This window comes from Pseudomonas sp. LBUM1676 (assembly GCF_059695605.1).
Genome location: NZ_CP166777.1, coordinates 2,554,513 through 2,575,677, shown reverse-complemented (window position 1 = coordinate 2,575,677; position 21,165 = coordinate 2,554,513). Strand labels below are relative to the sequence as shown.

The 21,165-nt window shown below is 62.9% G+C and carries 15 protein-coding genes; 3 read left to right on the top strand and 12 right to left on the bottom strand.

Going from position 1 to position 21,165, the window contains the following annotated elements; genetic code table 11:
- The 10 genes from ACA041_RS12100 to ACA041_RS12055 all read right to left on the bottom strand — a co-directional run bounded on the left by ACA041_RS12100 (position 1) and on the right by ACA041_RS12055 (position 15,917).
- The gene (locus ACA041_RS12100) at positions 1–804 is read right to left on the bottom strand and encodes a hypothetical protein (RefSeq protein WP_497441306.1); all 804 of its coding nucleotides are present in this window, start codon (positions 802–804) and stop codon (positions 1–3) included.
- On the bottom strand, positions 785–2,491 hold the full coding sequence (locus tag ACA041_RS12095) for a GspE/PulE family protein (protein WP_497441305.1): 1,707 nt from the start codon (positions 2,489–2,491) through the stop codon (positions 785–787). Before ACA041_RS12095 ends, ACA041_RS12100 begins: the two co-directional genes overlap by 20 nt.
- Before the next feature lie 69 nt (positions 2,492–2,560).
- Positions 2,561–3,094 (bottom strand): response regulator, encoded by a 534-nt coding sequence (locus ACA041_RS12090; RefSeq protein ID WP_497441304.1) that lies wholly within the window; start codon positions 3,092–3,094, stop codon positions 2,561–2,563.
- Positions 3,095–3,315: 221 nt separating this feature from the next.
- Entirely contained in the window at positions 3,316–4,269 is a 954-nt protein-coding gene (locus ACA041_RS12085; RefSeq protein ID WP_497441303.1) for a peptidylprolyl isomerase, read from the bottom strand.
- A 13-nt stretch (positions 4,270–4,282) separates the two neighbouring features.
- Entirely contained in the window at positions 4,283–5,833 is a 1,551-nt protein-coding gene (locus ACA041_RS12080) for a cytochrome c/ABC transporter substrate-binding protein (RefSeq protein WP_497441302.1), read from the bottom strand.
- A gap of 9 nt (positions 5,834–5,842) precedes the next feature.
- Positions 5,843–6,463: an SCO family protein gene (locus ACA041_RS12075; protein ID WP_497441301.1), complete on the bottom strand. Its 621-nt coding sequence runs from the start codon at positions 6,461–6,463 to the stop codon at positions 5,843–5,845.
- Entirely contained in the window at positions 6,460–7,116 is a 657-nt protein-coding gene (locus tag ACA041_RS12070; protein ID WP_497441300.1) for an SCO family protein, read from the bottom strand. The genes ACA041_RS12075 and ACA041_RS12070 overlap by 4 nt, the downstream gene beginning before the upstream one ends.
- A gap of 12 nt (positions 7,117–7,128) precedes the next feature.
- Positions 7,129–9,081 (bottom strand): cytochrome D1 domain-containing protein, encoded by a 1,953-nt coding sequence (locus tag ACA041_RS12065; protein WP_497441299.1) that lies wholly within the window; start codon positions 9,079–9,081, stop codon positions 7,129–7,131.
- A 194-nt stretch (positions 9,082–9,275) separates the two neighbouring features.
- Positions 9,276–15,104, bottom strand: coding sequence for a manganese-oxidizing multicopper oxidase MnxG (gene mnxG / locus ACA041_RS12060; protein ID WP_497441298.1), 5,829 nt, complete (start codon positions 15,102–15,104; stop codon positions 9,276–9,278).
- A gap of 204 nt (positions 15,105–15,308) precedes the next feature.
- The gene (locus ACA041_RS12055) at positions 15,309–15,917 is read right to left on the bottom strand and encodes a lytic transglycosylase domain-containing protein (RefSeq protein ID WP_497441297.1); all 609 of its coding nucleotides are present in this window, start codon (positions 15,915–15,917) and stop codon (positions 15,309–15,311) included.
- 195 nt (positions 15,918–16,112) lie between these two features.
- Here ACA041_RS12055 and gspG point away from each other — a divergent pair, with 195 nt between their 5' ends.
- Positions 16,113–16,547 carry a type II secretion system major pseudopilin GspG gene (gene gspG, locus ACA041_RS12050; RefSeq protein WP_497441296.1) on the top strand — a complete coding sequence of 145 codons (435 nt, stop codon included), beginning with the start codon at positions 16,113–16,115 and terminating at the stop codon, positions 16,545–16,547.
- A gap of 13 nt (positions 16,548–16,560) precedes the next feature.
- The gene (locus ACA041_RS12045; RefSeq protein ID WP_497441295.1) at positions 16,561–17,748 is read left to right on the top strand and encodes a type II secretion system F family protein; all 1,188 of its coding nucleotides are present in this window, start codon (positions 16,561–16,563) and stop codon (positions 17,746–17,748) included.
- A gap of 128 nt (positions 17,749–17,876) precedes the next feature.
- Here the strand turns inward: ACA041_RS12045 and ACA041_RS12040 are convergent, their stop codons facing one another.
- On the bottom strand, positions 17,877–18,773 hold the full coding sequence (locus ACA041_RS12040) for a LysR family transcriptional regulator (RefSeq protein WP_497441294.1): 897 nt from the start codon (positions 18,771–18,773) through the stop codon (positions 17,877–17,879).
- Between the two features lie 180 nt (positions 18,774–18,953).
- On the opposite strand from ACA041_RS12040, the gene ACA041_RS12035 reads away from it, so the two are divergent.
- A complete protein-coding gene (locus tag ACA041_RS12035) occupies positions 18,954–20,384 on the top strand; it encodes a mechanosensitive ion channel domain-containing protein (RefSeq protein WP_497441293.1) in 1,431 nt (476 codons plus the stop codon).
- A 111-nt stretch (positions 20,385–20,495) separates the two neighbouring features.
- Here the strand turns inward: ACA041_RS12035 and ycaC are convergent, their stop codons facing one another.
- Positions 20,496–21,122, bottom strand: a complete 627-nt coding sequence (ycaC, locus tag ACA041_RS12030) for an isochorismate family cysteine hydrolase YcaC (protein WP_497441292.1) — start codon at positions 21,120–21,122, stop codon at positions 20,496–20,498.
- Positions 21,123–21,165 lie beyond the last annotated feature (43 nt).

Sequence of the window (21,165 nt, the reverse complement as noted above, 5' to 3'; positions counted from 1 at the left end):
TCAGGCCACCGCCCGGGACATGACGTACAAGGCATCGCGTACGCCGGTCCGGTCTTCTTCAAGGGTGCGCAGGTGCACACCGGGTACGTCGGGCTGTGCCTCGATACGCGCTGGCGCATGCAGGTAGACGCTCAATGGCCGTTCGCTGGTGGAAGCCTGCAAGTGGCTTTCGCGACCGATCAGTGCGGTCAGTGCGGCGTCGCTGTCGCCGGTGCCGACCGAGCGCACCGCCGCCCAGCGCCCTTCCCGGGCCAGCAGCAACACACTGCGCACCGGCTCGGCGACCACGAACAGGAAGTCGCCGGCATCGAAGCTTTTATCGAAGTGGTTGAACGCGGCCATCAGGTACGGCTGCACCGAGCGCAACCGCAGGCCGCGCTCGCTGACCAGGCTGCGCAGGCGCAACAGCAGGTCGTGCGGCAGGGCGCTGGCGATGCGGTCGTAGCCAGCGGGTTCGGCCGACAGCACCAGGCTCCAGGGTTGAGTCGGTACGCCGAAGAGGTCTTCGAAGCACAGTTGGGCGAACCCCTGCAGTTCATCCGGGCTACTGATCTGGTCGCTCCAGGGCACCAGGCAAAAACGACTGAAGTGCCCGGAAATCACCACGCTCAATTCGGCACCGGCACGGGTATGTTCAGCCAGCAGGCAGTCGAGGGTGTCCAGGGCCACGGCCCAGGCATGGAAACCTTCGTCGATAAAACCGACGCTGCCCAGCCACAGGGTTTCGTTGCCCTTGCGCTGACCCAGGCCGACACTGCTGGCGCCGAGCACGGCGACATAACGATCACGAGACAAAAGTGACACGATTGATCTCCTCGAGCGTGGTCCGCCCATCTGCAACCAGTTCCAGAGCCGACTCGCGCAACAGGCGCAAGCCACGTTTGCAAGCGTGTGCCTTGATTTTCGAAACAGGTTGGCGCTCCACGATCATCTGCCGCAGTTCGTCATCGAGGTGCAGCAGCTCGGCGATCGCGGTACGCCCGCGGTAACCGGTGCCCCGGCAATGGCCGCAGCCTTTGCCGTGGACGAAGTGATAATGATCGACCTGCTGTGGGTCGAGCCCGCTGAGGCGCAGTTCTTCATCGGTCGGATTGCTCGGCGCGCTGCAACTGGCGCAGACCAGGCGGATCAGCCGTTGGGCCAGCACCGCGTTGAGCGCCGAGACCAGGCTGTAAGGGTCGATTTCCATCTGGGTGAACCGGCCGATCACGTCGAATACGTTGTTGGCGTGGATGGTGGTGAACACCAGGTGCCCGGTGAGTGCCGACTGGACGGCGATCTGCGCGGTGTCGGGGTCGCGGATCTCACCGACCATGATCTTGTCCGGGTCATGGCGCAGGATCGAGCGCAGGCCGCGGGCGAAGGTCAGGCCCTTCTTTTCGTTGACCGGGATCTGCAGCACGCCAGGCAGTTGGTATTCCACCGGGTCTTCGATGGTGATGATCTTGTCCACGCCGTGGTTGATCTCGGTGATCATCGCGTAGAGGGTGGTGGTCTTGCCGCTGCCGGTGGGGCCGGTGACCAGCACCATGCCGTAGGGTTCGGCGGCCAGCCGGCGCAGTTGGCGCAGGGTGTGTTCTTCAAAACCCAGCGCCTGCAACTGCACACCGCTGACCTTGTCCGCCAAGTCCTGTTTGTCCAGCACCCGCAGCACCGCGTCCTCGCCGAAAATGCTTGGCATGATCGACACCCGGAAGTCGATCTGCCGGCCGCTGATGCCGATCTTGAAGCGACCGTCCTGGGGCACGCGTTTTTCGCCGATGTCCAGTTCGGCCATGACCTTGACCCGGGAAATCACCTGCTCGGCGAACTCGCTGCCCTGGATCTTGCTGATGTTGTTCAGCACGCCGTCGATGCGGTACTTGATCACCAGGCCGCTGCCCGTGGTGCCCAGGTGGATGTCGCTGGCGTGCATTTTCAATGCGTCGTACAGGGTCGAGTTGACCAGCTTGACCACCACGCTGGCGTCTTCGCTGATGCTGGTCAGGGACAGGCTTTGCAGGGTGTCGATTTCGATGTTGGCATCGGCCTGGGCGTTGAGCGATTCCACCGCGTGGAAGCTCTCTTCGTGGCGCGCCAGGTAGGCTTTGAGGTCGTCGGCGTGCACCAGGTACAGCGGCGCGCCGTGCAGGCAGTCGTCGATCCAGGCCAGCCGTGCGGAATCGAAGGGGTCGGCAAACACACCGATGACCGCGTCCTCGTGACGCAGCAGGATGAATTCGCGCTTGAGGCATTGGGCCAGGGTGACCCGGTCGAACACTGGAGTGGATTGAAACAGGCTGTCGGTGTCGAGCACCGGATAATGCAGGGTCGCGCCGAGGCAGTGGATGAAGGGCATCGGGGCCAGTTCGCACAGCACCCCGAGGGCTTCCAGTACCCGTTCGCCGGAACTGGTGGCCCGGGCCCGGGCCTGGGCCAGTTGCTCACTGGAAAAACGTGGCGGTACACAGTCCAACAGCGCCGGTTCGACGGCAAGGGATAGACGGTCCATGGCATGCTCTCCAACGCCGGGGGCTTTGAGCCCTGTCGACGCGGCGAGCCGCTACGGCTTGTCGCGCCACTAATCCCCGGTGAGCAATTGTTCGTCGTCCGGTGCCTTGGAGGTCGATGAGGTTCTTCGACGATCTGCCAGCACCCAACTGCCGTCGTACAACTGCAGCGGGAAACTTTCGGTCCTGCTCTGGCGTCGTTCGACAAAACCTTCGGAAGTGCTCATGCCTGTTTTGGGTTCGCGCTCCATGCCCAGAAGATCGCAGACTGCTCGGGCCAATTCCGCCAATGGAAAGGGTTTGAACAGGATATGACTGACTCCAAGTTGCCGGGCCCGCTCACAGACTTCAGCGGTCGGGTGTCCAGTGATCAGTACAAAATGACAATTCCTGTTCCGGCGGACAGCATCGAGCACCTCAAAGCCTTCCATATCGGGCAAGCGATAATCGAACACCATCACATCGGGTGCAAACTGTTCGGCTTCACCGATACCCGTCGCACCGTCATGTGCAATCCGGACGTCCAGCGCTTGCGCCTGAAGGTAATCCTTGAGGTTTTCGGCAAGGAGCTGTTCGTCTTCGACAACCAGTACTTTGTTTAACAAGGTCGACTCCTTGAAACCGCAGGTCCGATGTTCCAGCCCTGGGAGTGCGTGCCTTGAGAGGACTAACGCACACTTCATGCCAGGCCGGGCGCCGGTATTTTTATCTCTTCATGTCCTTGAATTTGAAGACAATGCCATATCGTCCAATTGCCCTTCCCCCCAAAACCGGGGAAGCGCATGGATTGGCACTGAAGCTTTTACCCACTATTGGGGGGGAACCTTCAATCATCGTCAATCCGCTCGATTTTATTACTGGAACGCAGCTGCGCCAGAACGTCTCGACGAGCCTGAGCCTGTTGTTGTCGGGCAAGGTACACCCGGACCATCTCAAGCCCTTGCTCCTCTGAGACATCGGTCGCCTCCCGGTGGTTCTGCAAATAGATCAAATGCCAGCCGACCGCGGTCCGCACAGGCGTACTGACAGCCCCCGGTGCCAGGGCGAACGCCGCCGCCTCGAACTCCGGCAACATGCGCCCCCGTGGAAAATAGCCCAGATCCCCGCCTTCGCTGGCGGACGTATCTTCAGAACCGGCCCGGGCCACGCTGGCAAAGTCCTCGCCCTGAGTGATTTTCAGGCGCATCTGCTCCAAGCGTAGCCGCGCGGCTTCAACTGTGGAAGCGTCGGCATCCTGCGCCACCTTGATCAGGATATGCCGGGCCTGGATTTCCTCCGGCCGGCTCATACGGTCGCGATGCTCGTCATAGAAGGCGCGGACCTGCTTTTCGTCCGGCCCGGCCACCCTGGTCAGGTCAGCGTAGACCTGACGGGCGGCGAGTTCACGGCGGGTGTACTCCAGATAACCGGCTTCGTCGAAGCCGGCGTCTTCCAGGCGCCGGGCGAACTTGTCGGCATCACCCATGGCCTGCCGGGTCTGGTCGACCTGGCTTTGCACCATGGCGTCGCTGATCACCACCCCGCGCTTGAGCGCTTCCTGCCACAGCAACTCACGGTCGATCAGCGCGTCGAGGGCGGCCTGACGCAATTGCTTGTAGGCCTTGGGATTGCGAATATTGCCCACCGCTCGGCCCTGATCCTCCAGGTATTCGGCGAAATAACGCTCCAGGCGCCATTCGGAAATTTCCTCGCCGTTGACCCGGGCGGCGGCCGGTCCGTTGCCGCAATAGGCCGCGGGCACCCACATCGCCAGCAATATCAGCACAGTGTTGAGTTTCATGATCGACCTCCGGTCAGGGTATGGCGGCAATGGGTTTGTAGGGGGCTACCAGGTAGAAGCGCTGGTCGGGCAGTTCCACGGTGACGATGTGCGCACCGCTCAAGCCCAGGCGACGACCCGGACCGAAGCTGATCCGCGGGGTCAGCCCGGTATCGAAGTCATGCAGGCCTTCCAGGGCATTGACCAGCTTCTCGCGGCTGGCGTCGCGCCCGGCCTGCTTCATGCCCTCGCTGAACAGCAGCATCGAACTGAACGCGCCGACTTGCAGCACCGCATGTTGCCCGCCGAGCCCCTGATGTTCGCGCATCCGCGTCAACGCCAGGCGTCCGGCCAGCGTCCAGTCACTGGGCACGAAGGGATAGGCCAGGAACACCCGCCGGGAAAAACCACTGGGCACCTGCAGCAGATCGCCGGCCACCTGGTTCGACGCGGCGAACAGGTAAGGCACCTGCCCTGCGGTCTGCAAGCGGGCGGCGAGGCGACTGAACCCGCCGCCGCTGCCCAGGTAGAACACCGAACGCGAGCCCAGCGGCAACTCGTCACGTTCCGGGTCATAGGCTTGCAGGGTCACTTTTTGCCAGGCGCGACCCTGCAGATACTGACCGAGGTTCTGCGCCGCCAGCCGTTGCCCGGGCTCGTCGGGGTAGGTGATCAGCGTCGGTCCCTGAAGCACCCGCAAACTGTTGGTGGCGTAATCGGCCAAGGCGATCAGTTGTTCGCGCAACCCCGGCAGCGGCTCGAAAATCTGCCGACTGGCCTGGTTGGTCCCCAGCAGCGACAGCGGTCCGATCAGCGGGATACCGGCCCGGTCCAGGCGCGCAGCCAGGTCGGAGTCCAGTGCTGGCACCAGCGGTGCGATCAGGGCGAACACCCGTTCCTGCTCGATCAAGCGGTCCAGCGCCTGCTCGGCACTGGCGCGGTCCGGGCCCGGATCGACAATCGTCAGGTACAACTGCCGACCATGAATCCCGCCCGCTTCATTGATGCGCGCCACGCTGCCCTTGAGGACTGCGGCCACCGTGGCGCCCTCCTCGCCCAACGGCCCCTGGCTGGGCAACAAGGTCCCCAGGTGCAGCGTCTCGGCGGTCAGGCCCGGATCGCGGTCGTCGGCCAGGCGCTTGAGATAGGCCGTGAGGTTGCGCTGATCATTCATCGACAGCACGAACCGCGGCATCGCCGGATCCAGCCGATTGTTACCCGGGTCGCGTCCTTCCTGAATCGCCCGCGCCAGCAGGCCTTCGGTATACGCCGGGTAGTCACGGCCATTGATCTGCTGCTGGCCATAGCTGCTGGTGAGTCGCGACCAGCTGATATCCGGCGGCCGCACGCCCCCTTCCGGTCGCCCCCGGCCGTCGGCGCCATGGCAGTTGGCGCACGGCAGGCTACTGGCCGGCAACAGCATGTTCGCCGCACCGACCCGGGCCATGATCGGCTCACCGCTGCCCGACACCCCCTCGCGATACAAGCGTTTACCGGCGGTTTCGCTGGGGCTCAGGGGCAGGCCATGGGCGGCGAGGCTGATGCCGCCGAGCAGTAGCAGGCCGAGGACGATTGAGCGCTTCATGGTGCGGGCTCAACGACCGGCCACGGGCATTGTCAGCAACTGCAGGCGCTGGGCAATGGCGGCGGCCGGGGCATCGGGACGAATCTTGCTCCAGCGTTTGTTGGCCACGTCACCGACGATCAACTGGGTGGAATGCTGCTCGGGGCTCGGCAGGATCTGGCCGATGCGACTCAACACAAGGTCGATTTGCGCCTTGTCACCAGTAAGAAAAAGCCAGTGGGGCCCATCGACGCCCTGCTTCAAGGTGTAAGCCTTGAGTACCGCCGGGGTGTCCCGCAGCGGATCACTGGTAAGGGAGATAAAGGTAATGCCATCGGCCTTGTCACCCAGCACCTCGCGAACCTCCTTGAGTTTGCGGGTAATCAGCGGGCAGGCATCGTTGCAACTGGTGAAGATCACGTTCAACAGCACCACGCGGTTCTGCAACGCGTCACTGTAGAAACGCAGGGTGTTGCCGTTCTGGTCTTGCAGCGGCGTGTCGGTGAACCAGGTTTGCGCATCCCGGGTGCCGCCCGCCGGTTGTGCAACCGCCACCTCAGGCGCGGCGCTCGCGTGCCCTTCGTGGGAGAACGCCCTGTCGCTGCTCGCGAAAAAGCCCATCGTCAGGATAATCAAGGCGAGCGCTTTCATGGGTGATGCTCCATGGCAATGGCGGTGTGCTTGGTGTGGACGTTGCGCTGGCCGCTGAGTTTTTCCACTTCACGGGTCAGCACGGCCGGGTCGGTGAAGCCGTAGTAACGGGTCCAGTTGCGGCTATTGCCGTCGCCCACCAGGATCAATGGCTGATGGCTTTTGAAGTCGCCGCTGAAGCTGCCGAGGCCCTTGAGGGTTTCATTGACCGATTGCGGGCTGCCGGTGAGCCAGCTCCAGCCCGGACCGCGCTGGAAGTCGCGGGCATAATCATTGAGGCGTTTGGCGTCATCGCGCTGCGGGTCGATGCTGATCGATACCAGCTGCACCTCGGTGCCGACCCGGGCGCCCAGCTGTTTCTGCACCTTGCCCATGATCGAGGACACCACCGGGCAGATCGTGGTGCAACTGGTGTAGATGAAGCTCATGACCACGATCTTGTCGGTCACCAGGTCCTTTTCCAGACGCACCGATTTACCGTCCTGGTCCACCAGGGCGACGTCGGCGAACTTGACCTCGGCGCTTTGCGAACTGGCGCTGTTGGCCGGCATTTCATGGCCGGCGTGTTCATCCGCCGAGTGGGCCTGGGCCTGGGCGATGCCGGCGGCCAACAGGCAGAACGTCAACAGTCCACGGTGTGCGAATCGGTTCATGTCAGTTTCCTCTTAGTGGGCATCGCCGGGCAGCACCCGAACGCTGGCAAACGTCTTGTCGTCGAAACTCGCGCCCAGGGACGCGGCGCGCACATGCAGGTACCAGGCACCGTTCTGGTCGAGGGTCACCGGGGCTTCGTACACCCCGTCGCCCACCTCCAGGGCAGCGACTTCCTGAGCGCGTGACGTCGGGGCGCGGAAGTAGCGCACCTGAACGTCCTTCACGCCGCTGCGCTGGGCCTTCTGTTTGCCCTGGACGATGCGAAAGCGCACGACGTAAGGGCTGCCCAGGGCCGCTGTGGCCTTGTCGAGCATGAACTCCACCTTCGGCATGCCCAGGTGCTGGTTGAGGTTCTTGTCTGGCTCGACCAGGGCCGTGAAGCAATGAATGATGTTCGGCTGGTTGAGCAGGAAGGCCACGTCAAAACGCCCGGCGCCTGGCAGCTTGATCCGGGAGCTGTACAGCCCCGGCTCGACTTCGCGCAGGCTGCGGTCGATGACCAGTGCCGCACGGGCCACCTGGCCGCGATTGGGGTAACCGGACATCGGCGCGTTCATGCCTTCAGCGTAGAAGTAAGTGGTGTTGTCCGTCGGGTTGACCACAAACACCGCGTTGTCGTCCCGCGAGACCGCCAGGCTCGACGCCAGCGGCAAGTCGCCAGCCAGGCGCGGCGCCTGCGGCCCCGCTTCGAAACCCTGGCTGATCGGCTTGCGGCCTTCACCCAGGGACGACAGGTTGATCATCGTGACCTTGGCCGAGGCCAGTCCGCGTATGTAGGCGTAGGCCTTGGTGAACACCACTTGATAGGGTTCGGCGGACACGTCCAGTTCATGGATCAACGAATCGGTGGCCGCGTCCACGACAGCGGCCTGGTTTTCCAGGGTATTGAGCACAATGCCGAAACGCCCGTCGGCGCTGAAGCCCATCGGGCCGAGCCCCTGCTTGAGCTTGATCACCCGGCGCACCGCCAGGCTGGTGCCATCGACCACGGTCACCGTGCCGTCCTGGCCGTCGGCGACATACACCGCCTGGGACAGCGACGAGTAAGCGGCCGATAACGGGTGCGAACCGGTCTTCAATTGTTTACTGATGGTCAGGCTGGCGATGTCGATGATGCTCAGCGTGCCGTCGTCGCGGTTGGTGACGAAGGCATGACGGCTGTCCTTGCTGAAGGCGATTTCGTGATGCCCGGCACCGGTAGGCAGGTGTTTGAGGACCTTGAGGCTTTGCGTGTCGATTACCGTGACCCCGGACTCCTCGGCGGTCTTGGCGTTGTTGCCGACCCACAGCAGGCGTTCGTCCGGCTGCAACGCCAACCGCACCGGATTGCTGCCGGCGGCGACCGAGTCGATCACCTTGAACTGCTCGCTGTCGATCACCGCCACTTCACCGGCGGTGGGCATCGATACAAACACGCGCTTGTTGTCCCGGGGTGTCACCCAGTCCATCGGCGGCTGCTTGATATCGATCCGGGCCATGGTGCTGGTGATCCCGCCCACCGACACCGAAGGGTCGACCACCGAAACGCTGGCATCGCGGTTCATCACCAGCAGGAAGTAACTGTTGAGGTCGAGCAGTGGCCGTGCGCCGATGCTCGACTTCAGAAACACCCCGACCCGGGATTTGCAACTTTGCTCGCGACCCTGGGCCTGGTCGGCGGCGACGGCTTCCGGGTCGACCCAGGCACCGGGGGAGACGCCTGACAGTGGCTGACCCGATGTGCTGTCAGTGACCCGAAAGCGCACATCGGCGAACTCACCCTCGCGCAGCACTCCGTCGGCGGCCAGCGGCTTCACCTCAAACGCCACCGACACCCCGTCACGCATCAGCGTGTTTTGGTTCCAGGCCTTCGGCACTGCGGCCTCGCTGAGCATGACCGGCTGCCACGCCCGCCAGACCCCCAGCCAGATCAGCCCCAACCCTACAACCAGCGCCCAAGCGGCCACCATGATGGTCCTGTTCATGTCGTTTCTCCCATTACAGATCTGTGCCTGCCTTCGAACGCTGATCCTGTGGCGAGGGAGCTTGCTCCCGCTGGACTGCGCAGCAGTCCCTTTTTCAGGGCCGCTTCGCGTCCCAGCGGGAGCAAGCTCCCTCGCCACAGATGACTCATCGCTCGTTTTTCTCTGCACTGCCTGGCATCAGGCCAGTCGTGTTCCTACGGTGCAGGCGCCGGTTCAGGTTCGTTGGTCACCCGCAGCAACCCCCAAAGCCCGGCGGTGTTGCCGTAGGCGCCGTAGTCACGGAACAGGTAATCGCCCGGTATCGCATTGCTGCCCCCGGCGCTCGGGTGCATGAAGCTGAAGTGCGCCGCCGGCAGGATGCTTTCGCGGGCGCCGATGTACATCGACATCGGGTTGTAGCCGAACCGCACCGATCCCACCCCTGGTGTACTCATCGGATAACCACCGGTATCGCTCTTCTCCGACTGGAACGGGTTGACCGACCAGACGTGACCGTCAAGCTGGAAGGTCGTACCGCGGCTGCCACCGGTGGGCAACATGATGTGGGTGCGGAACGGTTGCCCCGGTTTCACATACAGGACCGGCGTTTGCGGATCGCCTCCCACCAACGCGTTGCTGTAGGCCATGTGCGCATTGGGCACGTCACCGTAGCCATGGCCATCGGCATGACCGAATGGCGCATCCGGTGCCAGCCCGAAGCGGAACCACAGCGGCTCGGCCTTGTAGTTGATGGCCATGCTCGAGTTGTCCTGCGGGTCGGTCGGCACACCCAGGCCTTCGGCGGCAATGCCTTCCACCGGCCGACCGTTGGCCCAGCGGATGTTCAGGGCTTTTTGCCAGACCATCGCAAAGTCGCGGTAGGTGGTCTGCCCCGGCGCGGTGACGGTCGCCGTCACTTTGCGCGCATCGTCAACCCAGGTCGCCCCGATCGGCAGGATGCTCATCGCCCCGCCCAAGCCTTTTTGCGGTTGTTTGATGACGTCCGCCGGGGTGAAATTCAACCCGCCGAACTCCACCGCCGTGGCGTTGATGTTGTCGACGTTGCGGCCCAGTTGCGTGATCGGCTTGCCTTCACGCTCCAGGTGCCCGGCGTAGTACTGATAGGTACGCGACGGATACGCTCCGACGTTGCCGACCCGTGGTGGCACGGTCTGGATCGGGTTGGCGCCGACGTTGGTGCCGTCGGACTTGGTGATGTCGTACGCCAGCAGTTGCGCGTGCAGACCCACGTGGCTGGACGGCCGCATCAGGTTGTTGCTGAAGGTGGTCGCGCCCAGGCCGCTGTTGCGGTCACGTTTGACCATGCCTTGCATCACCGCGGTCTGGGTCAGGTCCGGCATGACCATGGGCAGACGGTTTTCCAGGGTGATGTTGATGCAATCACCGGCCGCCGCGCGCAGTACCAGCGGTTCTACAGGCACACCGGGTTTGAGCTTGCCGGTGATCGGATCGAGATCGCCTTTGCGCACATAAAGGATCGCCGTCGGGTCATGCAGCGGTCCGCTTTGTCCGCCGATGGTGAAGGTCTCACCGTCTTCGGGATCGGTCACGGTGACCTGCGGAATGCTCACGGTCCGAGAGTTGAATACCAGGGTGCCGCCCGCCGGATTCAACGGCCCGCCGACATGCTGCCCAAGCCCGGCCGGATCGCCGATGGACAGGTTCAGCGGGTTGCGAAGAATGTCGTTGGCCAGCGCCGCGACCACTTCATAGTTGCGTTGTACGGTCGGCCGGGTACCGATGCCATTCGGGTTGGCGCCATACCGTGGGCAGATGCCATCGAACGCCACGGTGTTACGCATGCCAGCCGGTTTCGGGTTGTTCGGCAGCGCGAACAGATCGCTGCGCTGGGCCGTGTAGTTGCGCATCACGCCCCAGATTCCGCTCCAGTAACCTTCCAGGGAGGCGTCCATCGAGTACAGGTAGTCACCCGTGGTCGCGGCCGAGCTGGACATCATCGACACCGGCGCATTGAAGCCCAATTGCTCGGAGATCCCGACCATCTGTGACGAGCGCCAGCCGGAGTTGGAACTGTTGCCGAACCCGGAACCGCTTTGCAGCCATTTCACGCCGTGCAAGGTCACGTTGTGCTCCTCTTCGTGACCACCGGCATGCACCCGCAGCCGCACGTTGTCACCGGTATAGGTGCGCAGCATTGGGGTGAACGGGTCACCCGGCTCTGCACCGCCACGGTTGATGTGCGGTGGGAACAGCGTGGTGCCGCCGGTAGGGCCGGTGGCCGCGGTGACCAGGTTCGGCGCCAGGTTCATTGCCGGGATCGCACGGTCGGTACGGCTTTGCATGGCGTACGCGAGGTCGCCGCCGAGGCCGTCGGCCTGCATGCCGCGCTTGCCGTCCGGGCCGACCTTGTTCGGGTCGTATACCCGCAGGGCCAGCGGTTCGTTACGGTAATTGACCACGAACATTCCCGGGTCATCGACCGAGATCGCCTGTGGGCATGGCCGGCTTGGGCAACCGGGAACCTGCCCGCCTTGCACTTCGACGATCCCTTCCAGCAGGTTGCTGGCGTTATTGCGCACCGGCGGGTTGATCGCGTAGCGGAAGCTGTCCGCGGTGGCCGGGAAGGCTTGCGGATTGGGCACGCCATTGGGGCCGGCACCGACATACACACCGGCTTCATAGGCGTGTTGGAAGTCACTGTACTCAAGGAAGAACTCACGGAAGCTGTCGTTCTTGCCGTCGCCGTCCACGTCGCCGGTGGAGATCACCGCTTGCCACGAAGTCGGTCCGCCGTCCTGCCGCGCGCCGCTGTACAAGGGTTCGCCGGTTTCGGCGTGGAACCAGGTGGAGCCGGCAGGTTCGGCCAGTACCGTGGCGTACAGACCAATCTGTTGGTGAGTCGATGGGCCCAGGTGGTCGTGGGTGAAAATGGTCCCCAGGCCACGGTCGACACCTTTGGTGTTCACCACCGGATCGACAAACCAGCGCTGCATCGCCGTACGCGCGCCGACCCAGTCGGCCCGGCCGTATTGGCCGAAGAACGGGTGAGCCTTGGCTTTCGGACAGGTCGGTGTGCCGTCACGCGGATCGGTGCCCTCGCACTGGTTGAACTCGCGAATGGCATGGATGCGTTCTTGCACCGCACCTGGGGAGAGCACGCCGTCTTCGTAGTTCCAGCCGTTGGCCGAACCGTCGGCCGCTGTCAGGTCCCATTTTGGCAGGTGAATGTGCTGGCCGATCACGTCGGTCGGCGTGCGTACCTGATAGTCGTCCATCTCATAGGTGGCCGGCACCAGGTTGGTTTGCTGGTACTGCACGCAGTCGAAGGTGTTCATGCGCATCACCAGCGGCTCTGGTGGGCGCTGCTTGGTGATCACCGGCCAGGCGTCTTCCCACAGGGCGAGGATACGTGCTTGCGGGAAGTGGTAACCGACCTTGTTGTAGACCGCGTCGAACTGGATGTTGGCGGCTTTATAGACCCGTGGACGGTCGGCAGTGAACGTCGAGGCCCCCCTGTAAGACATGCCGTCGACCCGTTCGCCGCTGGCAAACTCGCCGGTGCCGGCGCTGCTGGTGAGGCGTTTTTGCCGGTCATCCATGCAGGGTTCGTAATACGGCGCACCGGCAATCGGCAAAGCGCCATTGGTGCGGAAGTTGCGCGCCACCACCTGATTGCCGGGCAGCAAGGCAAAGCTTGGGTGGTCCTTTTTGGCGTGGAAGGCCATGGCCGCCTGTTCGACTTCGGTGCCTTCTTCCGGCATGTAAATAGGCTTGGCGCGGGTCACTTCCTTGGAGAAATCCAGGGAGGTGGTAATGGTATGCGCCTCGCCACCGGCGGAGAAACCGTCCAGGGAATGCCGGCCCAGGCCGCCGTCCCAGCCTCCGGACTGAGCCGGATCGAGGTTGGCCCACAAGGCGTTGCCGCTGGTCTTCAAGGACTGGGCCTTGGCTGCGTCGAGCATGTCCAGCGGTGGAGTCGGTGGGCGTTGGCCGACCGATGTTTCCATGCCGCCGATCCAGAACGGATAGCCAGGGTTTTTCAGGGTGCCGTCGGCATTGCGGTTTGCTTCGCTGCGATCCACCAGCGCCAACGAACCGATCGCCTGGGCGCCACCGTTACCGCCGTGGTGTTCGCCGTCGTCATCTTCCTCATCATCGTCGTCGCCACCTGCCACCAGGGTTTCGCCGATTTTCGGCACCACCGCGACCTTGCCCGGCATCGGCGCCATGGCTTTACCCGGCAGCGGTACGACAGCGGGAATCGGTGTGCCGGCAACGATCTCGCCATCGGGCAAGGCCCGAGCGCCAGCTGCCGGTTTACCACTGCGCAGCGCATAAGGTTCGCTGTGATAACCGTCTGAGCCCTGCTGGGAGACTTCGAGTCTGGTGCCTTCTTCGAACACATCGTGCACCCGCCACATGGCCCACATGCCCTGGGCGAAGTGCGGGTAGAAGTGGCAGTGGTAGATCGCATCGCCGGCGACACGGTTGCGGTTGCCCGAACCACCGTTGGCGATTTCATAGGTGTAGCCAGCACCCGGACCGATGCCCTGGGCGTCCACATAGTCGGAGTTGTCGTCGTTGGGGTTGAACAACCATTGGTGCCCGTGCAGGTGGAAAATATGCTGCTCGTGGCCGTTGTGGGTGTTGCGGAATTTGACGAAGTCACCGATGTAGCTGTGGTTGACGTTGGAGGGCTCGGACGGATACAGCGCCATGGTCGCCTTGACCCCGATCTGATCGGCCCGCGGAGTTTGACCGGGAAGAATGCCTTCCAGACCGGCGTTGGCCGGCACATCCACCAGCATCGCCACGTCGCCGACGGTGTGGGAGCTGAGGAAGAACTCTTCATAGGCGCAGGACAGGCAGTCGTGCATCGGCCCGACACCCAAACGGTTGGCCACCACTTCGGCCCCCATGCCGCCGGAGCCGTAGTTGATCATGAACGAATCGCGGGTCGGCTCCAGCACGTGGGCCATCACCGGGTCCGCCCAGTAAGCGGGGAATGCCTGGGTCGCGGCGGTTTCATCCTGGAACTGCGAAGCGAAATCGCGGAACGGCTCCAGACGGTTGGGAATCGCCGGGTTGCGTTTGCCGATGGCTTCCAGCGGATAGGTCGAAGGCGGGAAACTGCCATCGGCGTTGCTGCCCATCACGATCGCGTCGCTCTCGCTGGAAATGATTTCATTACCGTCGACCATATTGATGATCGGCGTGCCGGCCTTGCCTTCACGGATCCACGGCTCGCGCTGTGGGTACCGCGCCTGGTAGTCGACGATCGGCTGACCGGCCGGGGTGCGGCCGGTGCTGGCCAGGCGCATTTCTTCTTCGGTCACGGTATTGCGATAAGTGCGACCGCCCTTGGGCACCACGACCACCTGGCCGAACAGGCCGTTGGCAACGTTGCCCGCATCCCCTTCACCACCGAAGGTCGCACCGCGGCTGCTGGCGGCGAATGCCCCTTCGCGCTCGGCGTACAAGGTGTAGGAACGGCTGGCGCCTGGAGGGATCAAGGTGTTGGCGTTGCGCCCGGTATAGGAAGCAATGTCGTCGATACTGTTGACTGCCTGCATGCCGTTGACCTGGAAGCCGACGTGACGGTCCTTGACCTGCTCGTCGACCTTGAAGTTGTCTTCGTTGCCGATTTCAACTTCCCCTTCCTCGCCCTCTTCTTCCTCGCCGTCATCGTGCGAACCGGGGTTGGCCTGATAGGCCAGCAGGTTCTGCAGGTTGATGGTCAGGCAGTCACCCGCGGCGACGCGCAGCACCAGTGGCCGCGGACGCTTGTCCGGCCGCAGCGAGACCTTGCCCGGAACCGCCGCGCCGCCCTGGGCCAGGGACCTGTCGTGGTCGTCGACCACATCGCGGCGCAAGGCGAACATCATGCCGTTGACGTTCTGCGCGCCGAGGCGGTTGAACATCAGGGGCTGATCCAGTGCCACGACGTTGGCCACCAGATTGCGTTCGCAGCGCAGCGCCGCCTCGGCCACCCCGATGCCGAGCATCGATGCCACCAACAGCAGTAATTTGAAAAGGGATTGAGCCTGGGGTATGCCGGTCATGATCACGGGCCTCGCTGTGGGTGCTCACAGGAATAATTCTCGACAAATCCCTTGGAGCAATCCGCATGCCATAAAAGTTATTGTTATTTATCAGTCAGTTATGATTAGCAATTGATAATCCGGGGGATATTCCCCACCCATTCCCCCTTTCCGGGCCGGGACGGTTTGCCCCACAGTTGGGGAAACCTGCCCCACCGTCGCCGATCACAACGGCGCATCCACGTCCAGGCCCTGCAAGCGTCGGTATTGGCGCAACACACTGGGTACATAACGCTGGGTTTCGGCGAACGGCGGGATCACCCCGCCGCGGCTGAGCACCGCTTGCGGCCCGGCGTTATAGGCCGCCACGGCGAGGCTGATGTCGTTGTCGAAAAGGGTCATCAGGCGCTTGAGATAACGGGCGCCCCCCTGGATGTTGGCCTTGGGGTCGTAGACGTCGGTCACGCCCATTTCCCGGGCAGTGTCGGGCATCAGCTGCATCAGCCCGCCGGCCCCCTTGGGTGAGGTCGCGCCGGAGTTGTAGCTGGACTCGGTCTGGATCACGGCATGCAACAGCGCCGCCGGTAGCTGATTGGCCGTGGCCGCCGCCGAGACCAGCTCGGCGTAGGGTTGCCGGGCAATCATCTGTGGTTGCCGGTCAATGCTGACCTGGGCTGATTCAGGCTCATGAATCACCCGTTCATAGGTGCGACCGGGACGGTGGACATTGGACAAAACGTAGCTGCCCTTGGCGTCCACTGACACGAACACATCGGCCTGTACGGCATCGGTCAGCATGAGCAGCCCGAGCAGTCCCGCGGTGAGTGTTTTCATTGTTCTGTCTCCCCTGACCGGCCCCGAAAAATGGGGGTAATGCCCCAATGGCCGGTCGTACATCTGCCATACGCAAGCACTGTGCCGGATGCGCGAAGGCCTTTGTTTCGGGGGTTGCAGAACGATGTTGGGGCATGAGCATGGCAATTGCATAAGCCGTCATGGCGACCCTTCCGCCGACTGTGTGAGGTCATCATGAATCAGCGTCTGTGTAGTACCCCGCGAACTCAACGCGGGTTTACCCTGCTCGAACTGTTGGTGGTGCTGGTGGTGCTCGGGCTGTTGGCCGGCATCGTCGCACCGAAGTATTTCGCCCAGCTGGGGCGTTCCGAAGTGAAGGTGGCCAAGGCGCAAATCGAAGGCCTGGGCAAGGCCCTGGATCTGTACCGCCTGGAGGTCGGCCATTACCCGTCGACCGAACAGGGTTTGCAGGCGCTGGTCACCGCGCCGAGCGACGAGACCCGCTGGACCGGTCCCTATTTGCAGAAAAAGCTGCCGCAGGATCCATGGGGGCGCAACTACACCTATCGCCACCCGGGCGAGAATGGCGAGTACGACCTGTTGTCCATGGGCAAGGATGGCCAACCCGGCGGCGAAGGCGAAAACGCCGAAGTCACCAGCTGGCAGTGACGGGAGTGGCGATATGCGTTTTCATCTCAAAGCCGTTGGCAAGGCCGGTGTAGTCTCGATGACCGTCGAGGCGCTCGGCCACAGCGAAGCCCGTCGCATCGTCGAAGACCAGGGTTATCGAGTGGTCAGCATGAGCGCCGAGCGTCACTGGCGCTCGTTGCGATTGCGCCAGCGCGAGACCTTCAACCTGGTGCTGTTCAGCCAGGAACTGACGACGCTGCTCAACGCAGGCCTGCCGTTGATCGATGCGCTGGAAAGCCTGGCGGAAAAAGAGAGCGCGCCACAGGCCCGCAAGACCTTGAGCGAACTGGTGCGCCTGCTTTACGAAGGAAAATCGTTCTCCCAGGCATTGGGGCAGTTGTCGGCGGTGTTCCCGCCGCTCTACGTCGCGTTGGTGCAGTCCAGCGAGAAGACCGGCGCCGTGGGCGATGCCCTGGGCCGCTATGTCAGCTATCGCCAGCGCATGGACGAGGTTCGGCAAAAAATCGTCAGCGCGTCGATCTACCCCCTGTTGTTGCTGGTGGTGGGCAGTGGCGTGGTGCTGTTTCTGATGGGCTACGTGGTACCGCGCTTCAGCCTGGTGTTCGAGGGCCTGGGCTCGAACCTGCCGTGGCTGTCGCAGATCCTGATGAGCGGCGGGATGTTCCTGCACGCCCACCAGGGTGAATTCTTCGGCACCCTGGTGGCGATCATCGTCGCCCTCGGTTTCCTCCAACGCCAGCCGGCCTTTCGCCGGGGCCTGGACCGGGTGATCGAAAAACTCCCGGCGGTCCATCAACGCATCTTCATGTACGAACTGGCGCGTTTCTACCGCTCCCTGGGCATCCTGCTGCAAGGCGGCATCCCCCTCGTCACCGCCATGGGCATGGTCCGCGGCCTGCTGACCGTCCCCTCGCGCGTGCGCCTGGACCAGGCCTGCGAACGGGTGCGCGAAGGGCAATCGCTGTCGGCCGCGCTGGAGCTTAATCACTTGGTGACACCGGTATCCCTGCGCCTGCTGCGCGCCGGCGAACAGTCCGGCAACCTCGGGCAAATGATGGAGCGCAGCGCCGATTTCTATGACGAGGAAATCAGCCGCTGGATCGAATGGTTCGTGCGGTTGTTCGAACCCTTGCTCATGACCTTCATCGGCCTGCTGATCGGGGTCATCGTGATCCTGATGTACATCCCGATTTTCGAATTGGCTTCGAGCATTCACTGACACACCCGGGCACATCGCGCGGACGAAACAGTCGCTGACAAAGGACCTGACAGACGCCAATGGTACAAGCCCGACAAAAACCTGTGGGAGCAAGCCGGTCTTGCGCCCACATTGCAAAGTGCTTTGTTCTATAAAATTTCGTCCGCCCGATCAAGCCGCTCGCGCAGGAACTCGATCAACGCCTGCACCGGCCTCGACCCCTGGCGATGCTGCGGATACACCGCCGACAACGTCAGCGGCTCCGGGCGAAAATCATCCAGCACCGGCACCAGCCGGCCATCCTTCAACGCCGAACCGACAATGAACGTCGGCAAGTAGGTAATCCCCATCCCGGCAATCGCCGCATCCCTGAGCAACTCCCCGTTGTTGACCCGCATCCGCCCGGTGACGTTGACCGCCAGCGGCTTGCCCTGCCCTGCGAAACGCCACTGCACCTGGCGACCATGGCCATAGGGCAGGCAGTCATGGTCGTGCAGGTCTTCGGGCTTGCGCGGCGTGCCGCGTTCGGCCAGATACGCAGGGCTGGCGCAATACACGCGCTGGATGGAAGCGATGCGCCGGGCGATCAGCGTCGAGTCTTCCAGAATGCCGATGCGCAGGGCCAGGTCGTAGCCCTCACCGAGCAAATCCACTGGCCTGTCGCTCAAATCCACTTCCACCGTAACGTCACGGTAACGCTGCAAGAACAGCGGCAGCAGACAGCCCAGATGCGCCAGCGCAAACGACAACGGCGCACTCACGCGAATGGTGCCCCGCGGCTCAGTGGTCTGGCCGGCGATGCCCTGCTCGACTTGCTCCACTTCACCGAGCAGGCGCAAGGCCGACTCGTAGTAACTCTGTCCCAGGGGGGTGACGTCCAGGCGCCGGGTAGACCGGTTGAGCAAGCGCACGCCCAGGCGTTCTTCGAGCTGCATCAGCCGCCGGCTGACGAATTGCTTGGACAGGCCCAATTGATCGGCGGCCGCAGTAAAGCTGCCGGAGTCCATGACCTGGCAAAAAATGCGCATATCTTCGAACGGATTCATTGTCACGCCCTGGTTGACAGTCAAACACTTTATAGCCGCTTTTTCCCTCTTCATCACCCTATTAATCTGTGCGCTGGCCGATAAAGATTTTTGAGTGCTGCGCACTCAAGCGGGCGCAAGCTCCCTCGCCACGAAAGCGCTTCCACCTGATAAGTCGCCACATTACCGTCGGAGTTTGCCATGCCCTTCCTCCTTGCTCACCTGCTGTCCTGGAGCGCCCTGCTGTTGGTGATCGACGCCCTGCTCTGGCACCTCGCGCCGTTCAAGCATCGCGTCGTGCGCGTCGGCGTGCGTCTGGCGCTGTTCCTGATCTTCAGTGCGCTGATCATCAACGCCGGCGTCAGCCCGTTGCAGGCGCCGCTGGTTGCCGACGATCCCGTGGCGCAGCTGGGCGCCACGGCGTTGGGGATTCTCTGGTGGCTGTACGCTGCGCGGGTGTTCACCGAAGTCATCGGCCTGGTGCTGATGCGCCGTATCGGTCATAGCGGCCGGCTGCTTCAGGACGTGATAGGCGCACTGGTGTTTCTGATCGCCATTGTCGCGGCCGCCGGCTACGTACTTGAGTTGCCGGTGAAAGGTTTACTGGCGACGTCCGGGGTCGTGGCGATCGTGGTCGGCCTGGCGCTGCAGAGCACGTTGAGCGACGTGTTTTCCGGCATCGTGCTCAACACCACCAAGCCCTATCAGGTGGATGACTGGATCATGATCGACGGCGTGGAAGGCAAGGTACTGGACATCGACTGGCGCGCCACTCACCTGCTGACCAGCGCCGGCAGCACGGCCGTGGTGCCGAACTCGGTGGCGGCCAAGGCGAAGATCGTCAACTTGAGCCGGCCAAGCAATATGCACGGCGTGTCGATCAGCATTCAGGTACCCAACCACATTCGTCCACGTCGGGTGCTGGATGCGCTGGATCGCACGCTGCAGGGCAGCAGCAGTTTGCTGCTCAACCCGGCACCCAAAGCGGTATTGAAAGAGGCCGGCGAAAGCATGTCCGAATACGTGGCCAGCGGGTTTATCGCCGAGTTGGGCAGGAAAAGCGAAGTGCGCAATCAACTGTTTGACCTGGCCCATCGGCATCTGGAAGCGGCGGGCATTTCCCGACAGCTCGATGGCGTGATCGAGCCTTCGACTCGCGCACGGGCATTGCTGGATGAAGTGAAAGTCTTCCGTTCCCTGAGCGAAGATGAACGCGATCAAATGGCCCGGTCCATGGTCGCGCAGCAGTACGCGGCCGGTCAGGTGGTGCTGGAACTGGGTGAAGTGCCGGACAGCCTGATGGTCATCGCCACCGGTGTGGTCAGCGCGACCGTGCCCGATGGCAGCGGGCACATTGAAGCCGGTCGCATGGGGCCGAGCGAGGTCATGGGCGAACAGAGCATCCTGGCCGATACACCGTCGCAGGCGACGTTCACGACGTTGACCTCGTGCATCATTTACCGGATTGATAAATCCCTGGCTCGCAGCTGCATGGAACAGCGCGCTGAAGTAGGCCGCGCATTGAACAAGTTGCAGGCGGTTCGACAACAGAACAGTCAGTTGGCGTTGTTGGCCAAACCGGTGCCGATCAAGAAAGGTGGGTTTCTGGGATGGTTGCACAAGCGGGTGTAGGAGCGAGCTTGCTCGCGAAAAACCACCTGACGCCCTGGTCTCCCAGGTACAGCGCGTTATCGTTGGCGATTTTCGCGAGCAAGCTCGCTCCTACAGGGGATGTATCGTCTCTTACCTGGAGGTCAGCACCGAATAGCTGTTCATCAAATTGCGGTAGTTGGGAATACGCGGCGACAGCAGATTCGCCAGGCCTTCCATGTCGTTGCGCCAGTCGCCCTGCAGCTCGCAGGCCACCGAGAACCAGTTCACCAGTTGAGCACCGGCGGCCGACATGCGCGCCCAGGCCGCCTGCTGCACGGTTTCGTTGAAGGTGCCGGAAGCGTCGGTGACCACGAACACTTCAAAACCTTCGGCCAGCGCCGACAGGGTCGGGAAGGTCACGCAAACATCAGTCACCACACCGGCGATGATCAGCTGCTTGCGGCCGGTGGCTTTTACAGCCTTGACGAAATCTTCATTGTCCCAGGCATTGATCTGGCCTGGACGCGGAATGTACGGCGCATCCGGGAACTGCTCTTTCAACTCCGGCACGATCGGGCCGTTCGGGCCGTTTTCGAAGCTGGTGGTCAGGATGGTCGGCAGCTTGAAGAACTTGGCCACGTCGCCCAGGGCCAGTACGTTGTTCTTGAATTCATTCGGCGAGAAATCCTGGACCAGCGAAATCAGGCCGGTCTGGTGGTCGACCAGCAACACAACGGCGTCATCTTTGTTCAGGCGTTTGTAAGGTACGTTGCTCATGGGTAACTCCTCGGTGGATGGTTATCGCTAGGAGCGCCGGCCC